Below are 18,479 nucleotides of genomic sequence, written 5' to 3'. Positions count from 1 at the left end.
GAGCATTAATGGCAATCATCAGAAAGCGAAGAACCGTGACGTCCCAAGAAGAGAACCAAGAAGAAGGTCAACCAAACCAGGCTGAATTGGAATTGGACTCTAGCTTAATTACTGAAACAGCTGAAGCAACAAAGGCTGATGTATCTGAAACAGATCAAATCAATGAAGGACCAAATGAAAGCCCCGAAAAAACAGTTATTATAAGAACCCGCCCGCGAAAGCGTCCAGAGATAACAGAGCCGATTATGAAAGAACCCTCAGAAAACGAGGTACAAGAACAGTCGTTTGAGGGGGATCTGACAACGGAGAAGTTATCCCAGCCTTCTGAAATTGCCGAAACTGTACCACAAGAACAAGTTCCAGGAGAAGCTGAACCGACACTTACACAGTCTTACACTCCCAGAGTTCGGGGCCGAAAAACCTACGACAGAAGTCATAACAGTCAGGAAAGCTACAATTCGCGTTCTGAAGCTTCTTTTCAGCCCCTCGCACGGCCGAGCGTCGTTATGCCGGATATTTACGGCCGTCCTGAACCGCGGAATGACCAGGATAACGGAAAACCGCGGCTTTCTATTAACGAACTTACTCGCTTAAACATGAAGGATCTTCGGGAACTGGCCAATTTCTATGGCATGTCCCACGAAGACATGGTTACCCTGAAAAAACAGGAAATCATCTTCTCGATTCTGAAATCCCATACCGAACGGGGCGGTATTATCTACGCCTATGGCTCCCTAGAAATTCTTCCCGACGGCTACGGCTTCCTTCGGAGCCCTCAGAATTCCTATCTCCCTGGGCCGGATGATATTTACATCAGTCCGAGTCAGATTCGGCTCTTTGCTCTGAAAACCGGTGATACCGTTTACGGTCAAATCCGCAGTCCCAAAGAGGGAGAGCGGTTCTTTGCCATGCTTCGGGTGGAGACGGTTAACTATGATGATCCTTCGGTGGCGCAGAGCCGTATTCCCTTTGATAACCTGACGCCCCTGTATCCCAACGAAAAACTGAACCTGGAAACCGTAACGGAAGAAATATCTACCCGTATCATTAACCTGTTCTGTCCTATCGGCAAGGGGCAGCGGGCCCTCATTGTAGCGCCTCCCCGGACCGGAAAGACGATTATGATGCAGAAGATTGCAAATGCAATCACGAAAAATCATCCGGAAGTGTACCTCATAGTCCTCTTAATTGATGAACGGCCTGAGGAAGTAACCGACATGGAACGGACCGTCCGGGCGGAAGTTATTTCATCAACCTTTGATGAACAGGCAACCCGCCATGTTCAGGTTGCGGAAATGGTACTTGAAAAGGCAAAACGGCTTGTGGAACACAAGAAGGACGTAGTTATACTCCTGGATTCCATCACAAGGCTTGCCCGGGCCTATAACCAGACGGTGCCAACTTCGGGCAAGATACTATCTGGTGGCGTGGATTCCAACGCCCTTCACAAGCCAAAGCGGTTTTTTGGCGCGGCCCGGAACATCGAAGAGGGTGGGAGTCTTACCATCATTTCGACGGCCCTTGTCGAAACGGGCAGCCGCATGGATGAGGTTATTTTCGAGGAATTCAAGGGAACCGGCAATATGGAAATTAACCTGGATCGGCGCATCTCCGATCGGAGGCTTTTCCCCGCCATCAATATTAAAAAGTCCGGTACCCGTAAGGAAGAACTGCTGCTCACCGAAGAGGAGCTTCAGAAAATTTGGGTTCTCCGTAAGGTTATTAACCCTATGGATGATATAGAAATCATCGAGCTCCTTATTGACAGGATGAAGAAAAGTAAGAATAATGAAGCGTTCCTGCGGTCCATGAATACAGGCTCCGCAGCAATGGATTAGCATTACTTTTGGAGGACACATAGATGAAAGAGGGTCTGCACCCCAAGTATGAGTTGACAAAAATCACCTGTGCTTGCGGAAATGTTATCGAAACCCGTTCTACTGTAAAGGATATTCATGTGGAAATCTGCTCTGCATGCCATCCTTTCTTTACGGGCAAGCAGAAGCTGGTTGATACTGCCGGACGTATCGAACGGTTCCGGAAGAAGTTCAACATCAAGGAATAAGCGGCAACCTTTGGCGGCAAACTGGCAATGCAAGGGCTGCCACAAGACTGTAGCTTTAAGCTGTCTAGCACTGCGGTGCAGGACAGCTTTTTTATTTGGTACCCCTATTAGGGTTCAAAGCCCTTTATTTTAATGTCCCCGGCTCTCCAAATTAAAATAAGCCTGCATGGTTCTGATTTACCGTTCTTAAAAAGAATCTTTGCTCGAACTTCAATGACAGGGCCTAATTCATCCCAACCAGTATAGGTGATCCCTAAAATATCATTCAGATTGAGTATGGGTCTTTTAGTTTCGCCATAGCCGGATTCGGTACTGTAGGGGCCAATTCGATACAGCATGGCCAGGTATTCACCCGTTTCATACAATTTCGAATAGGTTTGGCGGTAATAGGGCTCCGCTTGGGCTAGGATGTAGTCCTTGTCTCTCGCCGAGAATGCATCGCCTAGTTTTTCTAGGTAGACGAGCACCTCTGGCTTGAGTTTTTTAAAAGCCGGGTCTTTAAGGCCTGTGTCTGGTTTTTGCTGCCCCTTCGACGCCTGAGAGGCACTGGCTGTCTGCTTTGTGGCTGCAGGTTTTGCAGGTTCTGTTATGCGAGAAGTCTTGTAAGGGGCGGATATACAGGCATTCAGCCAAATACTTATTCCGAGGATCGCTGTAGTCCTAAAAAAAAGGGTGCGGTATTTAGAGATGCTGTCCTTCTGTTTCATTTTGAGAGTATAAAGCATTGCCGAACCTTCCTATCACGAAAGTCTTCGTCTGCCGTGGCCTTTGTTATGTCTTTAATGCTTATCTGCGGATAGTGCTGGTGAAAATATTCACTTTCGAATCGGAATGAACGGGCATTGGTAGAAAACAAGAGGATTCCATCTTTTGAGAGGAGGGAAATGCATAGTTCTACCAGTTCTTTATAATCTCTGCGGATATCAAGAACCTCAGACATTTTTTTTGAATTAGAAAAGGTAGGCGGATCCAGTATGATGAGGTCCCACGTTATGTGAGTTTTTACAGCTTCACGCAAGAAACGGAGCGCATCAGCCCTAATGAGCAGATTCTTGTGCGGCTGGTAGGGTTCTGAGGTAAAGGCCTCAACATCTACATTTTGGCACTGTATATTGTTTAGGCTATGGTTAATACGAGCCCAATCAAGGTAAGTGTTGGAAAGATCCACCGAATCAACTTGCAGAGCACCTCCCTGGGCTGCATAGACCGAAAATGACCCTGTGTAACAAAACAGATTCAGAACCCTGCGTCCTTTTGCCTGTTCCCTGGCAAGGCTTCTTGTTTTCCGGTGGTCTAAAAAAAGCCCTGTATCGAGGTAATCTGAAAGATTGACCTGAAAAATAAGGCCCCCTTCATGGACCTGGCGGATAATAGCTTTGGCGTCAATTTTTTGATATTGTACGGCCCCCTCGTCCCGCTGGCGGAGCCGCCTCCTTTGTTTTATAAAGATCTGATCGAGCGGAAGTTCAAGGGTTTCAGCGATAACCTGTTTCATTGCTTCCAGCCAGAGTTCTTCCTCGGCAGGATCCTTCTCATAGGGTCTCTCATAGAGAGCTCCTGAAACTGCGGATCCATACAGGTCAATAAGAAGCGGAATTTCTGGGATATCCCGGTCATAGAGCCGATACGCATCAGTACCGACCCGTTTGGCCCATTTGCGAAGGTGTTTATAGCGCTTGGCTAGTCGATTTCGTAAGAGTTCCGCTTGATACTTGTTTTTTTCTTCTAAAGATAGATCCAATCGACTTATCTGCCCTCTAATTTTTTAGACTGTATCATGACACAGAGCATTGCATAGCCAGAAGAAAGGTCTTCTTTTTGTACCACCACTGAATCGGGTACTTTAAGCTTTACGTTGGTAAAATTCCAAATTGCCGTTACACCCGCTTTTACCAGCATATCTGCTGTTTCCTGGGCGGCGGAAGAGGGGACGGTAAGAATAGCCATGCTAACCCCCAGATTCCTTACCTGGATTTCCATGGTATCAAGGGGCAATACTGGAACCCCATGAACGGTGGAACCGATTTTTTTGGGATCCTTATCAAAGGCGGCCACAATATTGAGTCCATGGAATTGAAATTCCTGGTAACCCATGAGGGCTGAGCCCAGGTTACCAACACCGACCAGGACTCCATCCCGAATCGAGTCCCAACCGAGGAAATGCTCTATGGCGGTGATAAGGGCATGCACCGGGTATCCCTTTTTTGGCTTTCCTATGATTCCTGTAATTGCCAGATCTTTACGGACCTGAATGGGCTCTAAATTAAGTTCGTTGGCAATGACGGTCCCTGAAATATATTCTTCTCCGTCCTTTTCCGCTTGCCGGATAATGTGCAAATAGGAGGGCAGCCGTCGTATGGAAGGCGTAGCGGGGATTTTTTGTTTAGCCATACTATATTCCTTTCCTTATGTATTATAGTACCATAAGGGGAAAAGAGGATATTAGTCAAGAAATATCGATAATATTAGGCGTATTATAGGGTCTTAAGCCGTTTCTGGATAGCCTGGACAAATTCCCAGGAATCCAAAACCCGCTGTGGAGCTGGATTGGCTAATTTTGCCAAATCTCCGGTCATATCCCCTTCTTCTATAGTTCTGAGGGTCGCCGTTTCCAGTTTTTGGGCAAATTGCATCAACTCACTGTTTCCATCTAGATTAGCCCGTTTGGCCAAAGCTCCGGACCAGGCAAAAATAAGTGCCACCGGGTTGGTGCTGGTTTTTTCTCCCCGTTTCCATCGATAATAATGCTGCTGTACCGTTCCATGGGCTGCTTCATATTCGAAGACCCCGTTGGGAGATACGAGTACACTGGTCATCATTGCAAGGCTTCCAGATGCACTGGCTATCATATCACTCATAACATCGCCGTCATAATTCTTACATGCCCAGAGGAACCCCCCATCACTCTTTACGACCCGGGCCACAGCATCATCAATTAAGGTATAGAAATAGGTGATACCAGCTTTTTCAAAAAGGTCTTTGAATTCTTTCTTAAAAATCTCCTGGAATAACTCTTTAAAACGGCCGTCATATATCTTGGAAATGGTATCCTTGGTGGCAAACCAAAGATCTAGTTTTTCTTCCAGGGCGTAAAGAAAACAGGCTCGGGCAAAACTTGCAATCGAATCGTCCAGGTTGTGCATGCCCTGGACAACACCGGGGCCTTTCATATCCGCAACTACAATTCGTTGTTCAGTACCGTCTTTGTCGGTATATACCAATTCCACCTTCCCCGGTCCAGGTATGGATAGTTCTGCATTTTTATAAACATCTCCATAGGCGTGACGGGCGATAACTATTGGTTTTTTCCAGGTAGAAACAGTTGGCTGTATAGATTGTACGATAACTGGTTTGCGGAACACGGTTCCGTCGAGAATTGCCCTAATCGTTGCATTGGGACTTGGATGCAGGTGCTTCAGGTTGTATTCAGCTTTGCGGGCATTGTTGCTCGTGATGGTCGCACATTTTACACCGACCTTATGCTTAAGAATTGCGTGGGCCGCATCATGGGTAACCTGGTCGTCGGTTGCATCCCGATTTTCAAGGCTGAGGTCATAATATTCGGTTTTAAGGTCTACAAAGGGCAGCAGCAGCTGTTCTTTGACAAGGGCCCAAAGCACCCGGGTCATTTCATCGCCATCTATTTCGACAATTGGATTATCCATGGTAATTTTTTTGATCTCTGCGGTGTTGTATTCCATGAGCGGCCTCCAGAATGTATGGGTATGCAAAAATTATGAATATATTTGCAATTATTTTTTACCTCTTGTCAATCCGTTACATCATGATACAATAGGATATGGCATTATTAGAGAACAGGTCGGAGGTGCCGACGGTGAGTAAGGGACAGGCTGTAACAAAGCATATTATGGGTGAAAAACCTCGTTGCATCGATCTGCGCTCAAAAATTGTGCTAACCCAAGAAGGGGCTGCTTTTTTTAAAAACAGAGCGACTGGCCTGCATTCCTTCGAAACCCCTGATGGGGATACCCGCTATGGTTTTAAGTTAAAAATCGTAGATGTTCCTTGGCTTAAACGGCTTTTGCTTGCAGGCTTTGTAGACAAGGCTGAATTTCCTGTATCAGATTTAGGTTCCGTAAAGAATGAAATAGGAGACCTGGCGCGACTTGTTGTTTTTTCTATACTATATGGTTACTTTAATTCCACCATTATTGATCGGGCTGTGAAAACCGAAGTAATAGCAAAGTGGAATCGGACTCATCCGCACCAAGCCTTGGATGCCCAGAATGCGGTATCCCCGGTGGAATTAAAAAACGCATTAAAGTCCCGATCCGATGCGATTGAGAGTATAAAAAAAGAAATTACCGAACCTATATTTCGCTCCTTACTGGTCGATCAGCGCAGGACAGAGGATGAACGGAAACGGCTCATGTATTTTATCCGGGAGTTGGTTGATACGGTAGATCCCCTTATCTACTTTGTACTGCTTTGCAGCGCCCCCCTGGAACGGCAAAAAATACAACAGGATATTATAAAAGCTATTAATTCAGTGCTGGACAGGGTAGATTTGGCAGACTATCTTTCGCTTATGGTTATTGAGCTCATGAGTGCTGCGGAGCGTTCAACCTTAATTGAATTATTAGGCCCTGAGACAAAACCATCTGAAGTGAGATCGATTCTGGAAAATCCTGAAAAACGCAGAGAATTGATACAGCGATTACCCCATGGGTTAGCTTCTATTATGGTATGGTCCCTCTCTAAACGCTGGGCATTGGGCCGCTGGCGATACCGGCTCAAATTGAGTCTCTATGACGGTTCCAGCAGCTTTGAGGATACCAAGCGAATGTTTGATGAACGGGGCAGGCTATCCCTGGGAGAAAAGAGCCTGCAAGAATTGTATGAGCATGGAACCGGTCCGTATGGAGACGACGGGCTTGGGTGGTACTATTTGTCTTTTATAGCAGAAGCCTGTGAACATATGGGAGTCCACTTTGAAGCTGCGGTTAAAGAACGGCAGGGAAAGGGGACTGCGGCGGTCAACCTTGTGCTTGTGTTTTAGCCGGCTGGGTAGAATGGTGAATTTAAGCAACCTAGGGCATATCGGTACTTGCTTTGTCGAGCCGAATGATATACAACGTGTTTTGTGAAAACATCTAATTTTTCTGTTATGACCCCCCCCCAAGAAAATGGTTTTTTTATGCCCGCTGAATGGGCACCCCGATCAGGGACCCTGATGTCCTGGCCGGTTCGGGACGAAGCCTGGCTTGAAGGCCTAGAAGAAGCGCGGGCCGGTTATGTCGAAGTAGCCCAGGCAATTTCGGAATTTGAACCCCTCTATATGGTCGCCAGGTCTCAGAAGGATACAAGCGGTTATTCTCCGTTCCAGGATGCCAAGAAGCGGCTTCCCCAATCTGTTGAAGTTTGGGACTTTCCCCATGATGATTCCTGGATTCGGGACAATGGGCCCACGATACTCGTTAACCGGGACGGCCGGCGGGCAGGTATTAATTGGCGCTTTAATGCATGGGGAGAAAAATATAAGCCCTATGACGCAGATGACGGGCTTGCAAAGCTCATTTTAGAAAAACTCAGGATCCCCCGGTATGATGCGCCCCTGGTGCTCGAAGGCGGCTCTATCCATGTGGACGGTGAGGGAACCCTGCTTACCACCGAAGAGTGTCTCCTTGCAAAAAATAGGAATCCTTCTTTATCTAAGGCAGAAATAGAGTCCTATCTCAAATCCTATTTGTCTGTATCTACCATTATTTGGCTGGACCGGGGATTATGGGGAGACGAGACTGATGGACATGTGGACAATCTGGCCTGTTTTGTTAAGCCTGGCCGGGTGCTTATTCAGGTAGCAGCCGATCCTGATTCTCCCAATATGCCAAACAGTAAAAAGAACCTTTCTATCCTGAATACCGCTCAGGATGCTCAGGGCCGAAAACTTGAGATTGTGGAAATCCCGGAACCTCCGCGGAGAACCTGCAGAGGAGAAAGTCTTACCTTAAGCTATATCAATTTTTATCCCGTTTCGGGGGGGCTTATTGTTCCTGTCTTTGGCAAAGATGGCGATGCGGAGCTTAAACGGGCCGATGACCGTGCTCTTGGCATTTTGCGCGAACAATATCCAGACCGAAAAATCGTTCCCATAGATGGTATGAAGATTATTAAAGGCGGCGGAAATGTCCATTGCATTACCCAGCAGATTCCGCAAGCCTACAGCGAGAAGGAGATGCTATGAGAAACGTAACCGTTGCGACAGTTCAGATGTCATGTTCCTGGGACAGGGATGAAAATATCAAGAAGGCAGATAAGTTTGTAAGACAGGCTGCGGCCAAGGGCGCGCAGATAATTCTTCTTCAAGAGCTGTTTGAGACCCCCTATTTCTGCCAGAAGGAAAAGCCTGAATATTTCGATTTGGCAAGTGAACCTGAACAAAATCCCGCCCTGCTTCATTTTCAAAAGCTTGCCACGGAACTTTCTGTGGTTATTCCCGTGAGTTTCTTTGAACGGGCCAACAAGGCTCATTATAATTCAATTGCCGTTATCGATGCGGATGGGACTGTGCTTGGCATTTACCGCAAGAGCCACATCCCGGACGGACCTGGTTACGAGGAAAAATATTATTTTAATCCGGGGGATCTGGGCGTAAAGGTGTGGCATACCGCTTATGGCACTATTGGCGTTGGCATCTGCTGGGACCAATGGTATCCGGAGCTTGCCCGGGCCATGGTGCTTAAGGGGGCGGAGCTTTTGTTTTATCCGACCGCCATCGGCTCAGAACCGCAGGATGCATCCATCGATTCTATGGAACATTGGCGCGTTGTACAGCGGGGACACGCAGGAGCGAACCTCGTACCGGTCATTGTAGCTAACCGGGTTGGCAAGGAACAGATAGACGATTCGAGTATCACATTTTATGGCTCTTCTTTTATTGCGGACGAGCATGGCCAGCTCGTAGAATCCGCTGACCGGTCAAGCGAAACCGTACTGGTACACACCTTTGATCTCGATGCTATCAGACGGACGCGAAGCGCCTGGGGAATTTTCCGGGACCGGCGTCCCGATATATATACCGCACTGGCTACCTATGACGGAAAACAGATCCACATCGGCAGCAAAGGAATAAACTAGATGGCCTGGACCAGGGAAGACGCAAACAAGCTCTATGGGGTTTCCAAATGGGGTTCCGGATATTTTTCTATCGATGAAGAGGGGTATATTACCGTTGAACCCTGCAAGGACGGGGCCCGCATCCGTATTGTGGATGTAATAGAAGAGGCTAAAAAACGGGGATTGCGGCTTCCCCTGCATATCAGGTTTCAGGATATCCTGCAGGACCGGGTAAAGCGGATTAATGAAGCCTTTACCCAGGCTATCGAAGAGGCCTGCTACAAGGGCCGGTACCAGGGGGTCTACCCGGTCAAGGTAAACCAAATGCGGGAAGTGGTGGAAACCCTCATGGATGCGGGCGAACCCTACGGCCTAGGCATAGAAGCGGGAAGCAAGCCCGAATTGCTCCTTGCCCTTTCCATCCATAAAAACGACGGGCGCCTCTTATTGTGCAACGGCTACAAGGATGACGAGTTTATCCGATTTGCCCTCATGGGCTGCAAGATCGGCAAAAAAGTAGTCGTGGTTGCTGAAAAGCTGGAAGAAATAAAGGGGCTCATTGAGCTTTCCAAAGAAATGGGCGTCCGGCCCTATATAGGTATCCGAATTAAGCTTGCAACCCGCAGTTCCGGCAAATGGGCCACCTCTTCCGGAGAGGCCGCAAAATTTGGCCTTTCTACAGTAGACCTTTTAGAAGCCATGAACCTATTGGAACAGGCGGGGCTTAAGGACTGTGTAACCCTGCTCCATTTCCATGTGGGAAGTCAGATTCCTGACATCCAGGTAATAACCCGCTGTGTCCGCGAAGGGGCCCGGTTCTACGCAAAATTGGTCCGGATGGGTTGTCCTATCTCCTATATTGATGTGGGCGGTGGGCTTGGAGTGGATTATGATGGGAGCCGCAGCGCTGTGGCTTCATCTGCCAATTACAGCCTCAGGGAATACGCAAACACCATCGTCTACGGCATTATGGATGTCTGCGATGAAGAAAAGGTGGAGCATCCAACCATAGTATCCGAAAGCGGCAGAGCCCTGGTGGCCCATCATTCAATGATAGCCGTGGAAGCCTTTGGTCGCATCGCTAAGCTTAATACTATTAAAAATTTGGTGGTTCCCAAAAATGCTCCTAAGGTAGTCAGAGACATTTTAGAGGTAAAGGAAACGGTCGATGCAGGCCACTACGACGAGGCTTTCCATGATCTCGTATTTTACCGCCAGCAAGCCATGAGCCTCTTTGATCTGGGATACTTGGATCTCCAGTCCCGGGCAGTGGTAGAATCCCTTTCCTGGGAAATCCTTGCGGAAATCAGCCGCCACTATGAAGGCAAAAGCCGCATGAGCGAAGAGATGAAGGAACTCGTGGCTGGCCTTAAGGATCAATATCTCCTTAATTTTTCAGTATTCCGGTCCCTGCCGGATTCCTGGGCGCTGGGCCAGCTTTTCCCTATGACACCCCTTACCAGGCTTACCGAAGAACCTACGGTTAAGGGCACCATCGCCGATATTACCTGCGATTCGGACGGCAAGGTAGACAATTTTATCGGCGACGGTGAGGATCAGGACCAGCGGGAATACCTGTGGCTCCATGATTTAAACGATAAACCCTATTACATTGGCGTTTTCTTGACCGGAGCCTATCAGGATACCCTTGGGGATATGCATAACCTCTTTGGACGTATGGACGAAGCCCACATAGTTCTCGACAGCGACGAGGACGCAGGATGGTATATTGATGAAATTATCGAAGGCGATACCATTCGTGAGGTGCTGGAAGAAAACGAGTACGCCATTGCGGAACTTATTCGGTCCATAAAGACCCAGGTGGAGCAGGCTATTAAAAAGGATGTGGTAAAGCCTAACGAGGGAATGAAAATATTGGCAGAATACGAAGCGGGACTTAAGCGCTATACCTATCTGCAGGTAGATTCCCGCAGAAGGCTATAGCATCCTATTAAATGCCCTGAAAAAGCATCCAGCCAGCTATGATCTTGATAAGGGAAATAATGCCCAGGGCTTCCAAAACGGCGAGTATAACTAAAAACAGCGTTCCAAGAATATGGAGCGCTGTGCGGCCTTTGCCCAGGGAGCGCTTCCAGAAGAACAAAAGAGCCGCGCTGATCCCAAGCACGAAGCTTGTCACAATACGGTAAACATGAGGCATAGCTTCGGCAGAGCTTTGCAGCTCGTAACCAAAACGGGTAAAGACGGCGGTAAGCTGGCGCAGGTCCCCTACAATCATGTAAAGGCCAATACTAATTAAAATGAGGCCGGAAACAAGTTTTACAGTGCCAAGGTGTTTCTTCAGCTTTTGCAGGAGCCCCTGCAGGGAGCCGAGGAAAAGACTCGTCAGTATAAAAGGAATAGCCAGGCCGAGAGAGTAGGTAGCCAAGAGCAGTCCTGCCTTAATAAGAGAGCCAGAGCCCGCCATAAAGAGAATTGATGCCAGCATAGGGCCCACGCAGGGGCTCCAGCCTGCGCCGAAGGCTGCGCCGAAAAGGAAAGCTGAAACATAGCCCTGAGGCCGCTTTTGAATTTGAAAGCGCTTTTCTACTCTGAGAAAGCTAATAAAATCAAAAATGGTATCAAGGCCTAAGAGGATAATGACAAAACCTGCCAGGAGCGCCCAGATGCGGCCTGAGGTGCCGATCATTGCGGAGGCTTGGGAGAATAAAAGCCCCAAAATCACAAAAACAGCGGTAAAGCCCAGGGAAAAGTTTATAGAACGGAGCAGGGCGATGCGGCGGATTTGTCTGCGGTGTTCATCAACAGGATGATCACCTGTACTTTCTTTTAGGTCCTTAACGGAAGTTCCGCTCAGCATGGCAAGATAGGACGGAATGAGGGGGAACACACAGGGAGAAAGAAAGGAGAGGAGCCCCGCTGCAAGGGCGGCTATAAATTCAAAAAAGACTGACATTAGTTTTTCCCGCCGCTTGCAAGAAGTGTTTTAAAAGCTTCGACGGTTTTTTTATCCATCCAGTCCCTGCCTCCAATGGTGCCCGCAATGACCTTGCCTTCCGGATTGACGATGTAGGTGGTTGGAATGCCGCGGCTTGCAAAGACTGCCCCCAATTGGCCTGAGCTGTCTAAACCAATGGGAAAACTGTGAGGATTCGCTTTAATAAAATTCTTAACCGTATCGGGTTTTTCGCCGGTAGATATTGCAAAAATCGTAAGCTTATTGTTCTTAAAGGTTTTATAGAATTCTTCCATGGAGGGCATTTCTGCTTTGCAGGGGGGGCACCAGGTGGCCCAGAAATTAAGGATGACCCAGGAACCTGCAAAGTCCTTAATATCAATCTGTTTTCCATCCAGCCCTGGTACTTTTATTTGCGGCAAGGTCTGGGCTTCGGGAAATACAGTAAAACCCGTATCCTGCAGGGCTGTTTTCCATGCCTGGCTTTGGGTCCCAGAAGCCGTTATTGCAGTCTTTGCCCCCTCTGCGGCACTTGCGGAGAAGAGAGGAAGCAGGAGAGAAATTATAAGAAATAAGATTTTCTGTGCTTTCATGTATACTCCTGTGGGTACACCTCTAAAACTTTTGGTAATTATAGAAGTGTACATATATTGATAATCATATATTATTAAAAGATTATATAACTTGTCAACAAATTTTAGTTATAGGATGGCTAATGAAAAGACAAGGGTGTTATACAGGCCATGGGCCCAGGCTGGGCTGTGGATGCTGCCGGTTTTTCGGTATACCAGGGTAAAAAACAAACCAGCAATTGCCGCATTCAGAAATCCAAGGGGGCCTTCGTAGATGTGGCATAGTGAAAAGAGCAGCACAGAAAGTAGGTTTCCTGTCCGCGATGTAAAGCCTGCCTCGTCAAATCGATAGAGCAGATAGAGCCTGAAATAGCTTTCTTCTAAATATGCGGTGGCAAAGCTGCCTGCGGTCATGACTATCCAGGCTGACGGAAGCTTGGGCGCCTGAATAATGGGCGGTTTCCAGGAGGGCAGTATAAAGCGGGCAAGAAGGGATATCACAAAAGCGCTGGCAATAATGAGGGTTAAATTGATGATGGCCCACAGTGTTATGTTGCGTGAAACTGCGAATCTTTCGATTATCTTTTCCCGATTTTCTTTTATTAAAAGGAATAAAATAAGAGCAGTAGCCGGTAAATCATATAAGAGTATTCTGGAGAGTTCCCGTAGGGTTACAAAGGAAATAACCGATGCGGTTTCGCTCGGGATGGAAATGCTGGGAAGAAAAAAGGCCCAATACAAAATAAATGCTTCAACCAGTGCGGAAATGGGTTACTCCTTTTTGACAGTCTATCTTTGCTAAGGTATATTCTATTATAGCAGGTACTGTTTTTTTTAGAAAGGCCATACAACGGAGAAGCCGCGGATATGGTATAATTTTGAGGAGACTGTAAAGGGAATGTTGTTATATGTACTTTTGTTAATTGTCGCAACTATAAGCCTCCTGTTACTGCTTACCTATAAAAAGGATTCTAAAAATAATTATTCATGGCTTGAGTTCTTTGCAAAGGGGAAAGATGCGGGATTTTCTTTCGGTGAATTGCAGCTTCTGCGGAAACTTGCCATTAGCGCTGAATTGGAAGATCCGAGTACTTTATTTTGGTCAGAAAAACAACTGGATCGCTGTATCGGAGAACTTGTAAAAAAAGCTGAAGTAACCGGAGACGTGAGAAGCCAGGAAACCCAGGATTTTTTATCAAAATTATATGAATATCGAAAAAAGATAGAATTTGAGCATCCACGGTATAAAAAGGGGATTTCTAGTTCCCGGCAGATTGGTGAAACTCAGCCACTTAAGGTGCTTGTTGATGGTGTTGGTGTATTTAAATCCCAGGTAGTCGCCAATTCAGATAGATTTTTAACTATTCAAAAACCAAATATACCGGCTCAAAAAGGATCCATTGTGTGGAAAGGCCGGCGGCTCGCTATCTATTTCTGGCGAAAGGATGATGCGGGGTATGTGTTTGACACCTATGTCCTCGATGAAGCTATGGCCCGGGGTAGCATAGTACTCCAGATTGCCCATTCGGATTCCCTGTTTAGAACCCAAAAGCGCAGGTCAATCCGGGCGCGGACCCATAAGCCAGCATATCTGTATCTCCCGGTAGCTGAGGAACCACCTGAAAAAATAGAAGTCCAACCGGGACTCCGCTGTATTATCGAAGACCTTTCAGATACGGGCTGTGCAGTAACGATTGGCGGCAAGGGTGTGGAGGGCCTTAAGATAAAGGTACAATTTGAAATTGATGGACATCCTGTTGTGATGAACGGGACGGTCCGTTCCGTAGAATACGATGAAGAAAAAAACAGATCCCTTTTACATGTGGAGGCTCTGCCGCCATCTCTTAATACGAGGAACAGGATTTTAGCTGAAGTATTTGGGGTAAAACCAGATTATTCCTATAACAACTATCTATTCGAAGATGATGAAATCAAAACAGAAAAAACAGCCGTACTATCACCGGAGGGTACCAATGAAGCGTAATGTGGGTTTTATTGTATTGTTTTTAAGCACCCTATCTATTCATGCTCAGGTTGTGAGCCCTGTCCTGCAGAGTTATCAAAAATTATTTATACGGACCGCATTGTCAACCAAACCGGAAGTTGTGGAGAATGCCATAAAAGATCCGGATATGAAAGCTAGTCTGGGCTCCTTTTTTGATTATACGTTGAATTTTGTATTGCAGTATGCGGATGTTCTTAAGGATGATTCAGAAATGATAAGGCTGGCCAGCACCATAGCCAGGGCCGCTGCAAGTGCGGGAGAAGCTCAAAACCGGGATGCGCTTTGGCGGCTTTTTATGGCCTACCGGGATACGGAGACCAGGGTTGCAGTCTTGGATGCTTTGGCTATATTGGGCAAGGGTGACAGCAGGGTCATAGAAAACCTCAATCAGTTTCTTTCAAACCAAAACAATGTCTTCCGTTCCGGCCTTATTCCCGATTATGCGGTCCTATCAGCCTGCATCACGACCTTAGGAAAGCTGGGGGACGGTTCATCTTTTCCGGTTCTTTTTTCAGCCATGATCGCTGGATACCCCGATGAATATTCCCGGCTTGCAGCCCAGGCTTTAGGGGCCATAAAGGGAGACTATAAAAAATACCTTATCGATGTGATTCGCAAAAATACTCCGGTGGAAAAGATTGCGGCCTTTAAAGCTGCCCTGCAGCATAAGGATTTTACCCCTGCAGACCGGGGTGAAATTGCAGAGAATACCCTCGATATTTCCCTTTCCTATATTGCACCTAATGAGGCGGATCAAAACTATTTAGATGAAATGCGTTATGCTGCGGTGCGGGAACTCACGGAGCAAAAGTGGAGCAGGGCTACTACCCTGGCTATTAAGCATTTTTACCGTGTCCAAACTGATTACTCAAACGGTAAAATTGAAAAGGATAGATATATCGAAGCGATCCGCTGCCTGGGAGCGATGGGAACTTCCGAAGCTGCGCAGGCACTCTCATTACAGCTTGGGCTCATCAACTCAACTATGGAACGAACAAAGGATTTTGACGAGCTTATCCTTGTTTCGGTGATAGAGGCTCTGGGTTCGATAGGCGATAAGGTTGCCTTTGACTACCTGTTGTACATTGGGTATCTAGCCTATCCTGATGCGGTTCAAACAGCGGCTCGGGAAGCAATGAACCGCCTCAAATGGTAGCGAGTAACAATAGCTTTTTTTCCATCACCAGTACCGCCTTAGGCGCAGCGCTGGTCTTTTATCCTTTCAGGGGTTCTTCTCGTTTGGCCGAATTGGCTGTCATTTCTGTCATGGGAGCCCTCATTTTTGCAGTACTGTTGATTAGTTTTTGCCGCGCTTTAGAGGTAGGCCAGTCTCCAAGAGCGCTACGTTATCTCCGGGCCCTCTCTCGCCTCGTTGTTTTATTATCCCTTGGTTTTTGCATCGGCCTTGCCGCACTGAATATGGAACAACGCTCAACCTTCGCTGCTCCGCTGCCTGTTCAAAGGATACAAAAAATCGATCTGGTGATGCAAACGGACCTCAGGCTGCTAGCAACAGGCAAGCTTGCTGGTCAAGCTAAGGTCCTCTCTTGTGAAGATGATCGGGGAACAAGGATTTCATCCCATGGGTCGGTTTCATTGTTCTTTGATGCTTCTTTGTTACAGCTCAAAGATATAGCCGGTCAGGGGAGTACGCTGTATGTGGAAGGCTCTTTTTCCCCCCTTCAGTCGAGTATGCCTATCTTTTTTGTTAAGAATGTTATGAAGATAAGCGGACCCAGGGGAATCGACAGGCTTCGGTTTAATGTACGGCGTTTCATATTAAAGGTTTTACAGCATGAACTATGGGGTGCATTCGCTTCTGCCCTTTTATTAGGTATGCGGGATGATCTGGACGGCGAGTTTACTGAAATGTACCGAAGATCAGGAAGTTCCCATGTTTTAGCCCTTTCGGGGATGCATTTAGGAATTATCGCAGGTATATTAGCCTTCTTATTGCGAAAGATGCTGGGCTTGCGTCTTTCAGCGATCCTAAGTCTTTTTGTTTTAGTGATCTATGTGTATATAGCGGGGTTTCAGCCCTCTCTAACCCGTTCCCTCATCATGTATATGCTGATGTTGTTCTGTTTTTTAAGTGGTATAAACACTTCTCTTGTGCCAATAGTGGGCCTTGCTTTTTTAGTACAGCTCTTATTGGATCCTCTGGGGATGGCAAGTTTGTCCGCAATGCTTTCATACCTTGCTCTTTCAGGTCTTGTAATTTTAAGTCCTATTTTTGCTGATGTATTAAGAGGCATAGTTCCCCGGCCCCTTGGAAATAGTCTTGGAGCCTCTCTTGGAGCCTTTACAGCGACAGCTCCACTTGTAGCGGCTGTATTTGGTGTAATCTATCCTATAGGGATTTTCGCAGGGGCCATTCTCAGCATACTGGCATCATTTTTTATGATCGGAAGCATCGTTTACCTTGTGTTTCATCAACTTATACCTATACTCTGTCCCTTAGTAAGCCAAATCCTTTCTTGGACTTATTTTCTTCAGCGTGCTTTCCTGCACATGAGTTCTGATTTTTCTTTTGGACTTAAAAATCTGCACTGGGTTTTGGTATGCCTTGGCAGTATTGCTACAGCTCTCATCTTTGTGTATTTTCAATATCGTGGAAACACGGCACGAACCCTTTCATCCTTTAATTGATTATAATTCCCCTTCGGTCCTGAAACGATACCTGGACGAGCATGGTTTGGGGATGCAAAAAAAATTTGGGCAAAATTTTCTTATTAACGGAGACGCGAGGCGGCGTCTTGTAGAGGCCCTTGAAGTCCCCCCTGGGGAGCTTGTTTGGGAAGTGGGCCCCGGTTTGGGGGCGATGACCGCAGAACTCATTATGCAGGGTGCACGGGTGAAGGCCTTTGAAATTGACCGGGGTTTTGCCCAGGCATTGCGAGATCTCATTCCTGACAATACCCTGTTTACCCTGGTAGAGGGCGATGTGCTTAAGACATGGCCTCAGGAAGCGCATAAAGAAAGGTATGCGGGGCTCTCGGCGGCATATTTTCTTGGCAATTTGCCCTACAACATTGCGGCCCTACTGCTTGCTGATTTTATTGAAAAGGGGCGCTTATTTAAGCGAATGGTGGTGACGGTACAAAAAGAGGTAGCCCAACGGATGTTTGCAAAGCCAGGGACTAAGGACTATTCATCTTTTTCAGTCCTTTGCAGTTCAGCCTATTCAATTAAGCCGCTTATGGTCTTAAAAGGTGCTTCATTTTATCCGGTGCCTCATGTCGATTCTCAGGCGGTGCGGATGGACTTGAGGCAAGACCGAAATCCTGAAACAGATTCTCCTATTTTCCGCGTCTTGGTTCGGAGCCTTTTTGCAAACAGAAGAAAAAATCTAAAAAATAATCTTCTTGCATTCTTGTCTGGTCGCTATACTGGAGGGTCATTAGATGTGGCAGAGGCTGCAGAGGTGGCTATAGCCAGAGTAGGCCTTAAAGGTCAGCAGCGGGCAGAAGAAATCGAACTTGATTCCTTTATAGCCCTATCCCGGGAGGTAGAATCTCTCCTATGTCAATAAAAGATAATATTGCGAGGATCGAAGAGCGCATCCAACGGGCCTGTGAACGATCGGGACGGAAACGGGAAGAAGTCCGGCTTATGGCAGTATGCAAGTTCGAAAGTATGGATGCGATTAAGGATGCATATCGTGCTGGCATACGGCTTTTTGGTGAAAGCAGGGTGCAGGATGCCAAGGCAAAATTCAGCACCATTCCGGATGATATAAAAGATATGGAGCTTCATTGTATTGGCAGGCTTCAGCGGAACAAGGTGAAAGGGGCGATACAGCTCTTTTCTTGCATACAGTCCGTTGACCGGGATGAACTGCTT

18 protein-coding genes are annotated in these 18,479 nt (G+C 47.0%); 11 read left to right on the top strand and 7 right to left on the bottom strand.

The annotated features are described in order from the left end of the window. Nucleotides 1-245 precede the first annotated feature (245 nt). Together rho and rpmE are read left to right on the top strand one after the other, a co-directional pair. Nucleotides 246-1,838, top strand: coding sequence for a transcription termination factor Rho (gene rho / locus Q7P68_RS09545; RefSeq protein ID WP_486187671.1), 1,593 nt, complete (start codon nt 246-248; stop codon nt 1,836-1,838). A gap of 23 nt (nt 1,839-1,861) precedes the next feature. Further along, the gene (gene rpmE, locus Q7P68_RS09540) at nt 1,862-2,065 is read left to right on the top strand and encodes a 50S ribosomal protein L31 (RefSeq protein WP_304225094.1); all 204 of its coding nucleotides are present in this window, start codon (nt 1,862-1,864) and stop codon (nt 2,063-2,065) included. A gap of 107 nt (nt 2,066-2,172) precedes the next feature. Here the strand turns inward: rpmE and Q7P68_RS09535 are convergent, their stop codons facing one another. The 4 genes from Q7P68_RS09535 to Q7P68_RS09520 form a co-directional block, all read right to left on the bottom strand. Continuing rightward, entirely contained in the window at nt 2,173-2,772 is a 600-nt protein-coding gene (locus Q7P68_RS09535) for a hypothetical protein (protein WP_304225093.1), read from the bottom strand. After that, nucleotides 2,769-3,806, bottom strand: a complete 1,038-nt coding sequence (locus tag Q7P68_RS09530; protein WP_304225092.1) for a class I SAM-dependent methyltransferase — start codon at nt 3,804-3,806, stop codon at nt 2,769-2,771. Before Q7P68_RS09530 ends, Q7P68_RS09535 begins: the two co-directional genes overlap by 4 nt. A gap of 5 nt (nt 3,807-3,811) precedes the next feature. Beyond that, complete coding sequence (locus tag Q7P68_RS09525) at nt 3,812-4,456, bottom strand: redox-sensing transcriptional repressor Rex (RefSeq protein WP_304225091.1); 645 nt, start codon at nt 4,454-4,456, stop codon at nt 3,812-3,814. Nucleotides 4,457-4,539: 83 nt separating this feature from the next. Further along, entirely contained in the window at nt 4,540-5,766 is a 1,227-nt protein-coding gene (locus Q7P68_RS09520; RefSeq protein ID WP_304225089.1) for an NADP-dependent isocitrate dehydrogenase, read from the bottom strand. A gap of 98 nt (nt 5,767-5,864) precedes the next feature. On the opposite strand from Q7P68_RS09520, the gene Q7P68_RS09515 reads away from it, so the two are divergent. The 4 genes from Q7P68_RS09515 to speA all read left to right on the top strand — a co-directional run bounded on the left by Q7P68_RS09515 (nt 5,865) and on the right by speA (nt 11,086). Next, nucleotides 5,865-7,085 (top strand): DUF8084 family protein, encoded by a 1,221-nt coding sequence (locus Q7P68_RS09515; RefSeq protein WP_304225086.1) that lies wholly within the window; start codon nt 5,865-5,867, stop codon nt 7,083-7,085. An 84-nt stretch (nt 7,086-7,169) separates the two neighbouring features. Beyond that, a complete protein-coding gene (locus Q7P68_RS09510) occupies nt 7,170-8,270 on the top strand; it encodes an agmatine deiminase family protein (protein WP_304225084.1) in 1,101 nt (366 codons plus the stop codon). Then, complete coding sequence (aguB, locus tag Q7P68_RS09505; protein ID WP_304225082.1) at nt 8,267-9,163, top strand: N-carbamoylputrescine amidase; 897 nt, start codon at nt 8,267-8,269, stop codon at nt 9,161-9,163. Before Q7P68_RS09510 ends, aguB begins: the two co-directional genes overlap by 4 nt. Next, entirely contained in the window at nt 9,164-11,086 is a 1,923-nt protein-coding gene (gene speA / locus Q7P68_RS09500) for a biosynthetic arginine decarboxylase (RefSeq protein WP_304225080.1), read from the top strand. Nucleotides 11,087-11,093: 7 nt separating this feature from the next. On the opposite strand, the gene Q7P68_RS09495 is transcribed toward speA, so the two are convergent. The 3 genes from Q7P68_RS09495 to Q7P68_RS09485 all read right to left on the bottom strand — a co-directional run bounded on the left by Q7P68_RS09495 (nt 11,094) and on the right by Q7P68_RS09485 (nt 13,372). Continuing rightward, nucleotides 11,094-12,059, bottom strand: a complete 966-nt coding sequence (locus Q7P68_RS09495; RefSeq protein ID WP_304225078.1) for a cytochrome c biogenesis CcdA family protein — start codon at nt 12,057-12,059, stop codon at nt 11,094-11,096. Further along, the gene (locus Q7P68_RS09490; RefSeq protein ID WP_304225076.1) at nt 12,059-12,652 is read right to left on the bottom strand and encodes a TlpA family protein disulfide reductase; all 594 of its coding nucleotides are present in this window, start codon (nt 12,650-12,652) and stop codon (nt 12,059-12,061) included. The genes Q7P68_RS09495 and Q7P68_RS09490 overlap by 1 nt, the downstream gene beginning before the upstream one ends. Before the next feature lie 108 nt (nt 12,653-12,760). Next, nucleotides 12,761-13,372, bottom strand: coding sequence for a CPBP family intramembrane glutamic endopeptidase (locus Q7P68_RS09485; RefSeq protein WP_304225074.1), 612 nt, complete (start codon nt 13,370-13,372; stop codon nt 12,761-12,763). A 157-nt stretch (nt 13,373-13,529) separates the two neighbouring features. Here Q7P68_RS09485 and Q7P68_RS09480 point away from each other — a divergent pair, with 157 nt between their 5' ends. From Q7P68_RS09480 to Q7P68_RS09460, 5 genes are all read left to right on the top strand, one after another. After that, nucleotides 13,530-14,615 carry a flagellar brake protein gene (locus tag Q7P68_RS09480; protein ID WP_304225073.1) on the top strand — a complete coding sequence of 362 codons (1,086 nt, stop codon included), beginning with the start codon at nt 13,530-13,532 and terminating at the stop codon, nt 14,613-14,615. Further along, complete coding sequence (locus Q7P68_RS09475; RefSeq protein ID WP_304225071.1) at nt 14,605-15,792, top strand: HEAT repeat domain-containing protein; 1,188 nt, start codon at nt 14,605-14,607, stop codon at nt 15,790-15,792. Before Q7P68_RS09480 ends, Q7P68_RS09475 begins: the two co-directional genes overlap by 11 nt. Beyond that, the gene (locus Q7P68_RS09470) at nt 15,786-17,285 is read left to right on the top strand and encodes a ComEC/Rec2 family competence protein (RefSeq protein ID WP_304225069.1); all 1,500 of its coding nucleotides are present in this window, start codon (nt 15,786-15,788) and stop codon (nt 17,283-17,285) included. Before Q7P68_RS09475 ends, Q7P68_RS09470 begins: the two co-directional genes overlap by 7 nt. Beyond that, complete coding sequence (gene rsmA, locus Q7P68_RS09465; protein ID WP_304225068.1) at nt 17,248-18,168, top strand: 16S rRNA (adenine(1518)-N(6)/adenine(1519)-N(6))-dimethyltransferase RsmA; 921 nt, start codon at nt 17,248-17,250, stop codon at nt 18,166-18,168. The genes Q7P68_RS09470 and rsmA overlap by 38 nt, the downstream gene beginning before the upstream one ends. Further along, the coding region (locus Q7P68_RS09460) for a type III PLP-dependent enzyme domain-containing protein (protein ID WP_486187670.1) at nt 18,159-18,479 on the top strand (321 nt) is incomplete at its 3' end. The genes rsmA and Q7P68_RS09460, both read left to right, overlap by 10 nt.

This window comes from Gracilinema caldarium, assembly GCF_029265695.1.
Taxonomy (GTDB): domain Bacteria; phylum Spirochaetota; class Spirochaetia; order Treponematales; family Breznakiellaceae; genus Gracilinema; species Gracilinema caldarium_A.
The sequence above is the reverse complement of the archived record's forward strand: the minus strand, read 5'-3'. Positions and strand labels throughout refer to the sequence as shown.

What these genes read in the sequence shown, in the direction of transcription:
- rho (WP_486187671.1), top strand. Translation starts at nt 246, where the DNA reads ATGAAAGAACCCTCAGAAAACGAGGTACAAGAACAGTCGTTTGAGGGG.
- rpmE (WP_304225094.1), top strand. Translation starts at nt 1,862, where the DNA reads ATGAAAGAGGGTCTGCACCCCAAGTATGAGTTGACAAAAATCACCTGT.
- Q7P68_RS09535 (WP_304225093.1), bottom strand. Translation starts at nt 2,772, where the DNA reads ATGAAACAGAAGGACAGCATCTCTAAATACCGCACCCTTTTTTTTAGG.
- Q7P68_RS09525 (WP_304225091.1), bottom strand. Translation starts at nt 4,456, where the DNA reads ATGGCTAAACAAAAAATCCCCGCTACGCCTTCCATACGACGGCTGCCC.
- Q7P68_RS09520 (WP_304225089.1), bottom strand. Translation starts at nt 5,766, where the DNA reads ATGGAATACAACACCGCAGAGATCAAAAAAATTACCATGGATAATCCA.
- Q7P68_RS09515 (WP_304225086.1), top strand. Translation starts at nt 5,865, where the DNA reads ATGGCATTATTAGAGAACAGGTCGGAGGTGCCGACGGTGAGTAAGGGA.
- aguB (WP_304225082.1), top strand. Translation starts at nt 8,267, where the DNA reads ATGAGAAACGTAACCGTTGCGACAGTTCAGATGTCATGTTCCTGGGAC.
- speA (WP_304225080.1), top strand. Translation starts at nt 9,164, where the DNA reads ATGGCCTGGACCAGGGAAGACGCAAACAAGCTCTATGGGGTTTCCAAA.
- Q7P68_RS09495 (WP_304225078.1), bottom strand. Translation starts at nt 12,059, where the DNA reads ATGTCAGTCTTTTTTGAATTTATAGCCGCCCTTGCAGCGGGGCTCCTC.
- Q7P68_RS09490 (WP_304225076.1), bottom strand. Translation starts at nt 12,652, where the DNA reads ATGAAAGCACAGAAAATCTTATTTCTTATAATTTCTCTCCTGCTTCCT.
- Q7P68_RS09480 (WP_304225073.1), top strand. Translation starts at nt 13,530, where the DNA reads ATGTTGTTATATGTACTTTTGTTAATTGTCGCAACTATAAGCCTCCTG.
- Q7P68_RS09475 (WP_304225071.1), top strand. Translation starts at nt 14,605, where the DNA reads ATGAAGCGTAATGTGGGTTTTATTGTATTGTTTTTAAGCACCCTATCT.
- Q7P68_RS09470 (WP_304225069.1), top strand. Translation starts at nt 15,786, where the DNA reads ATGGTAGCGAGTAACAATAGCTTTTTTTCCATCACCAGTACCGCCTTA.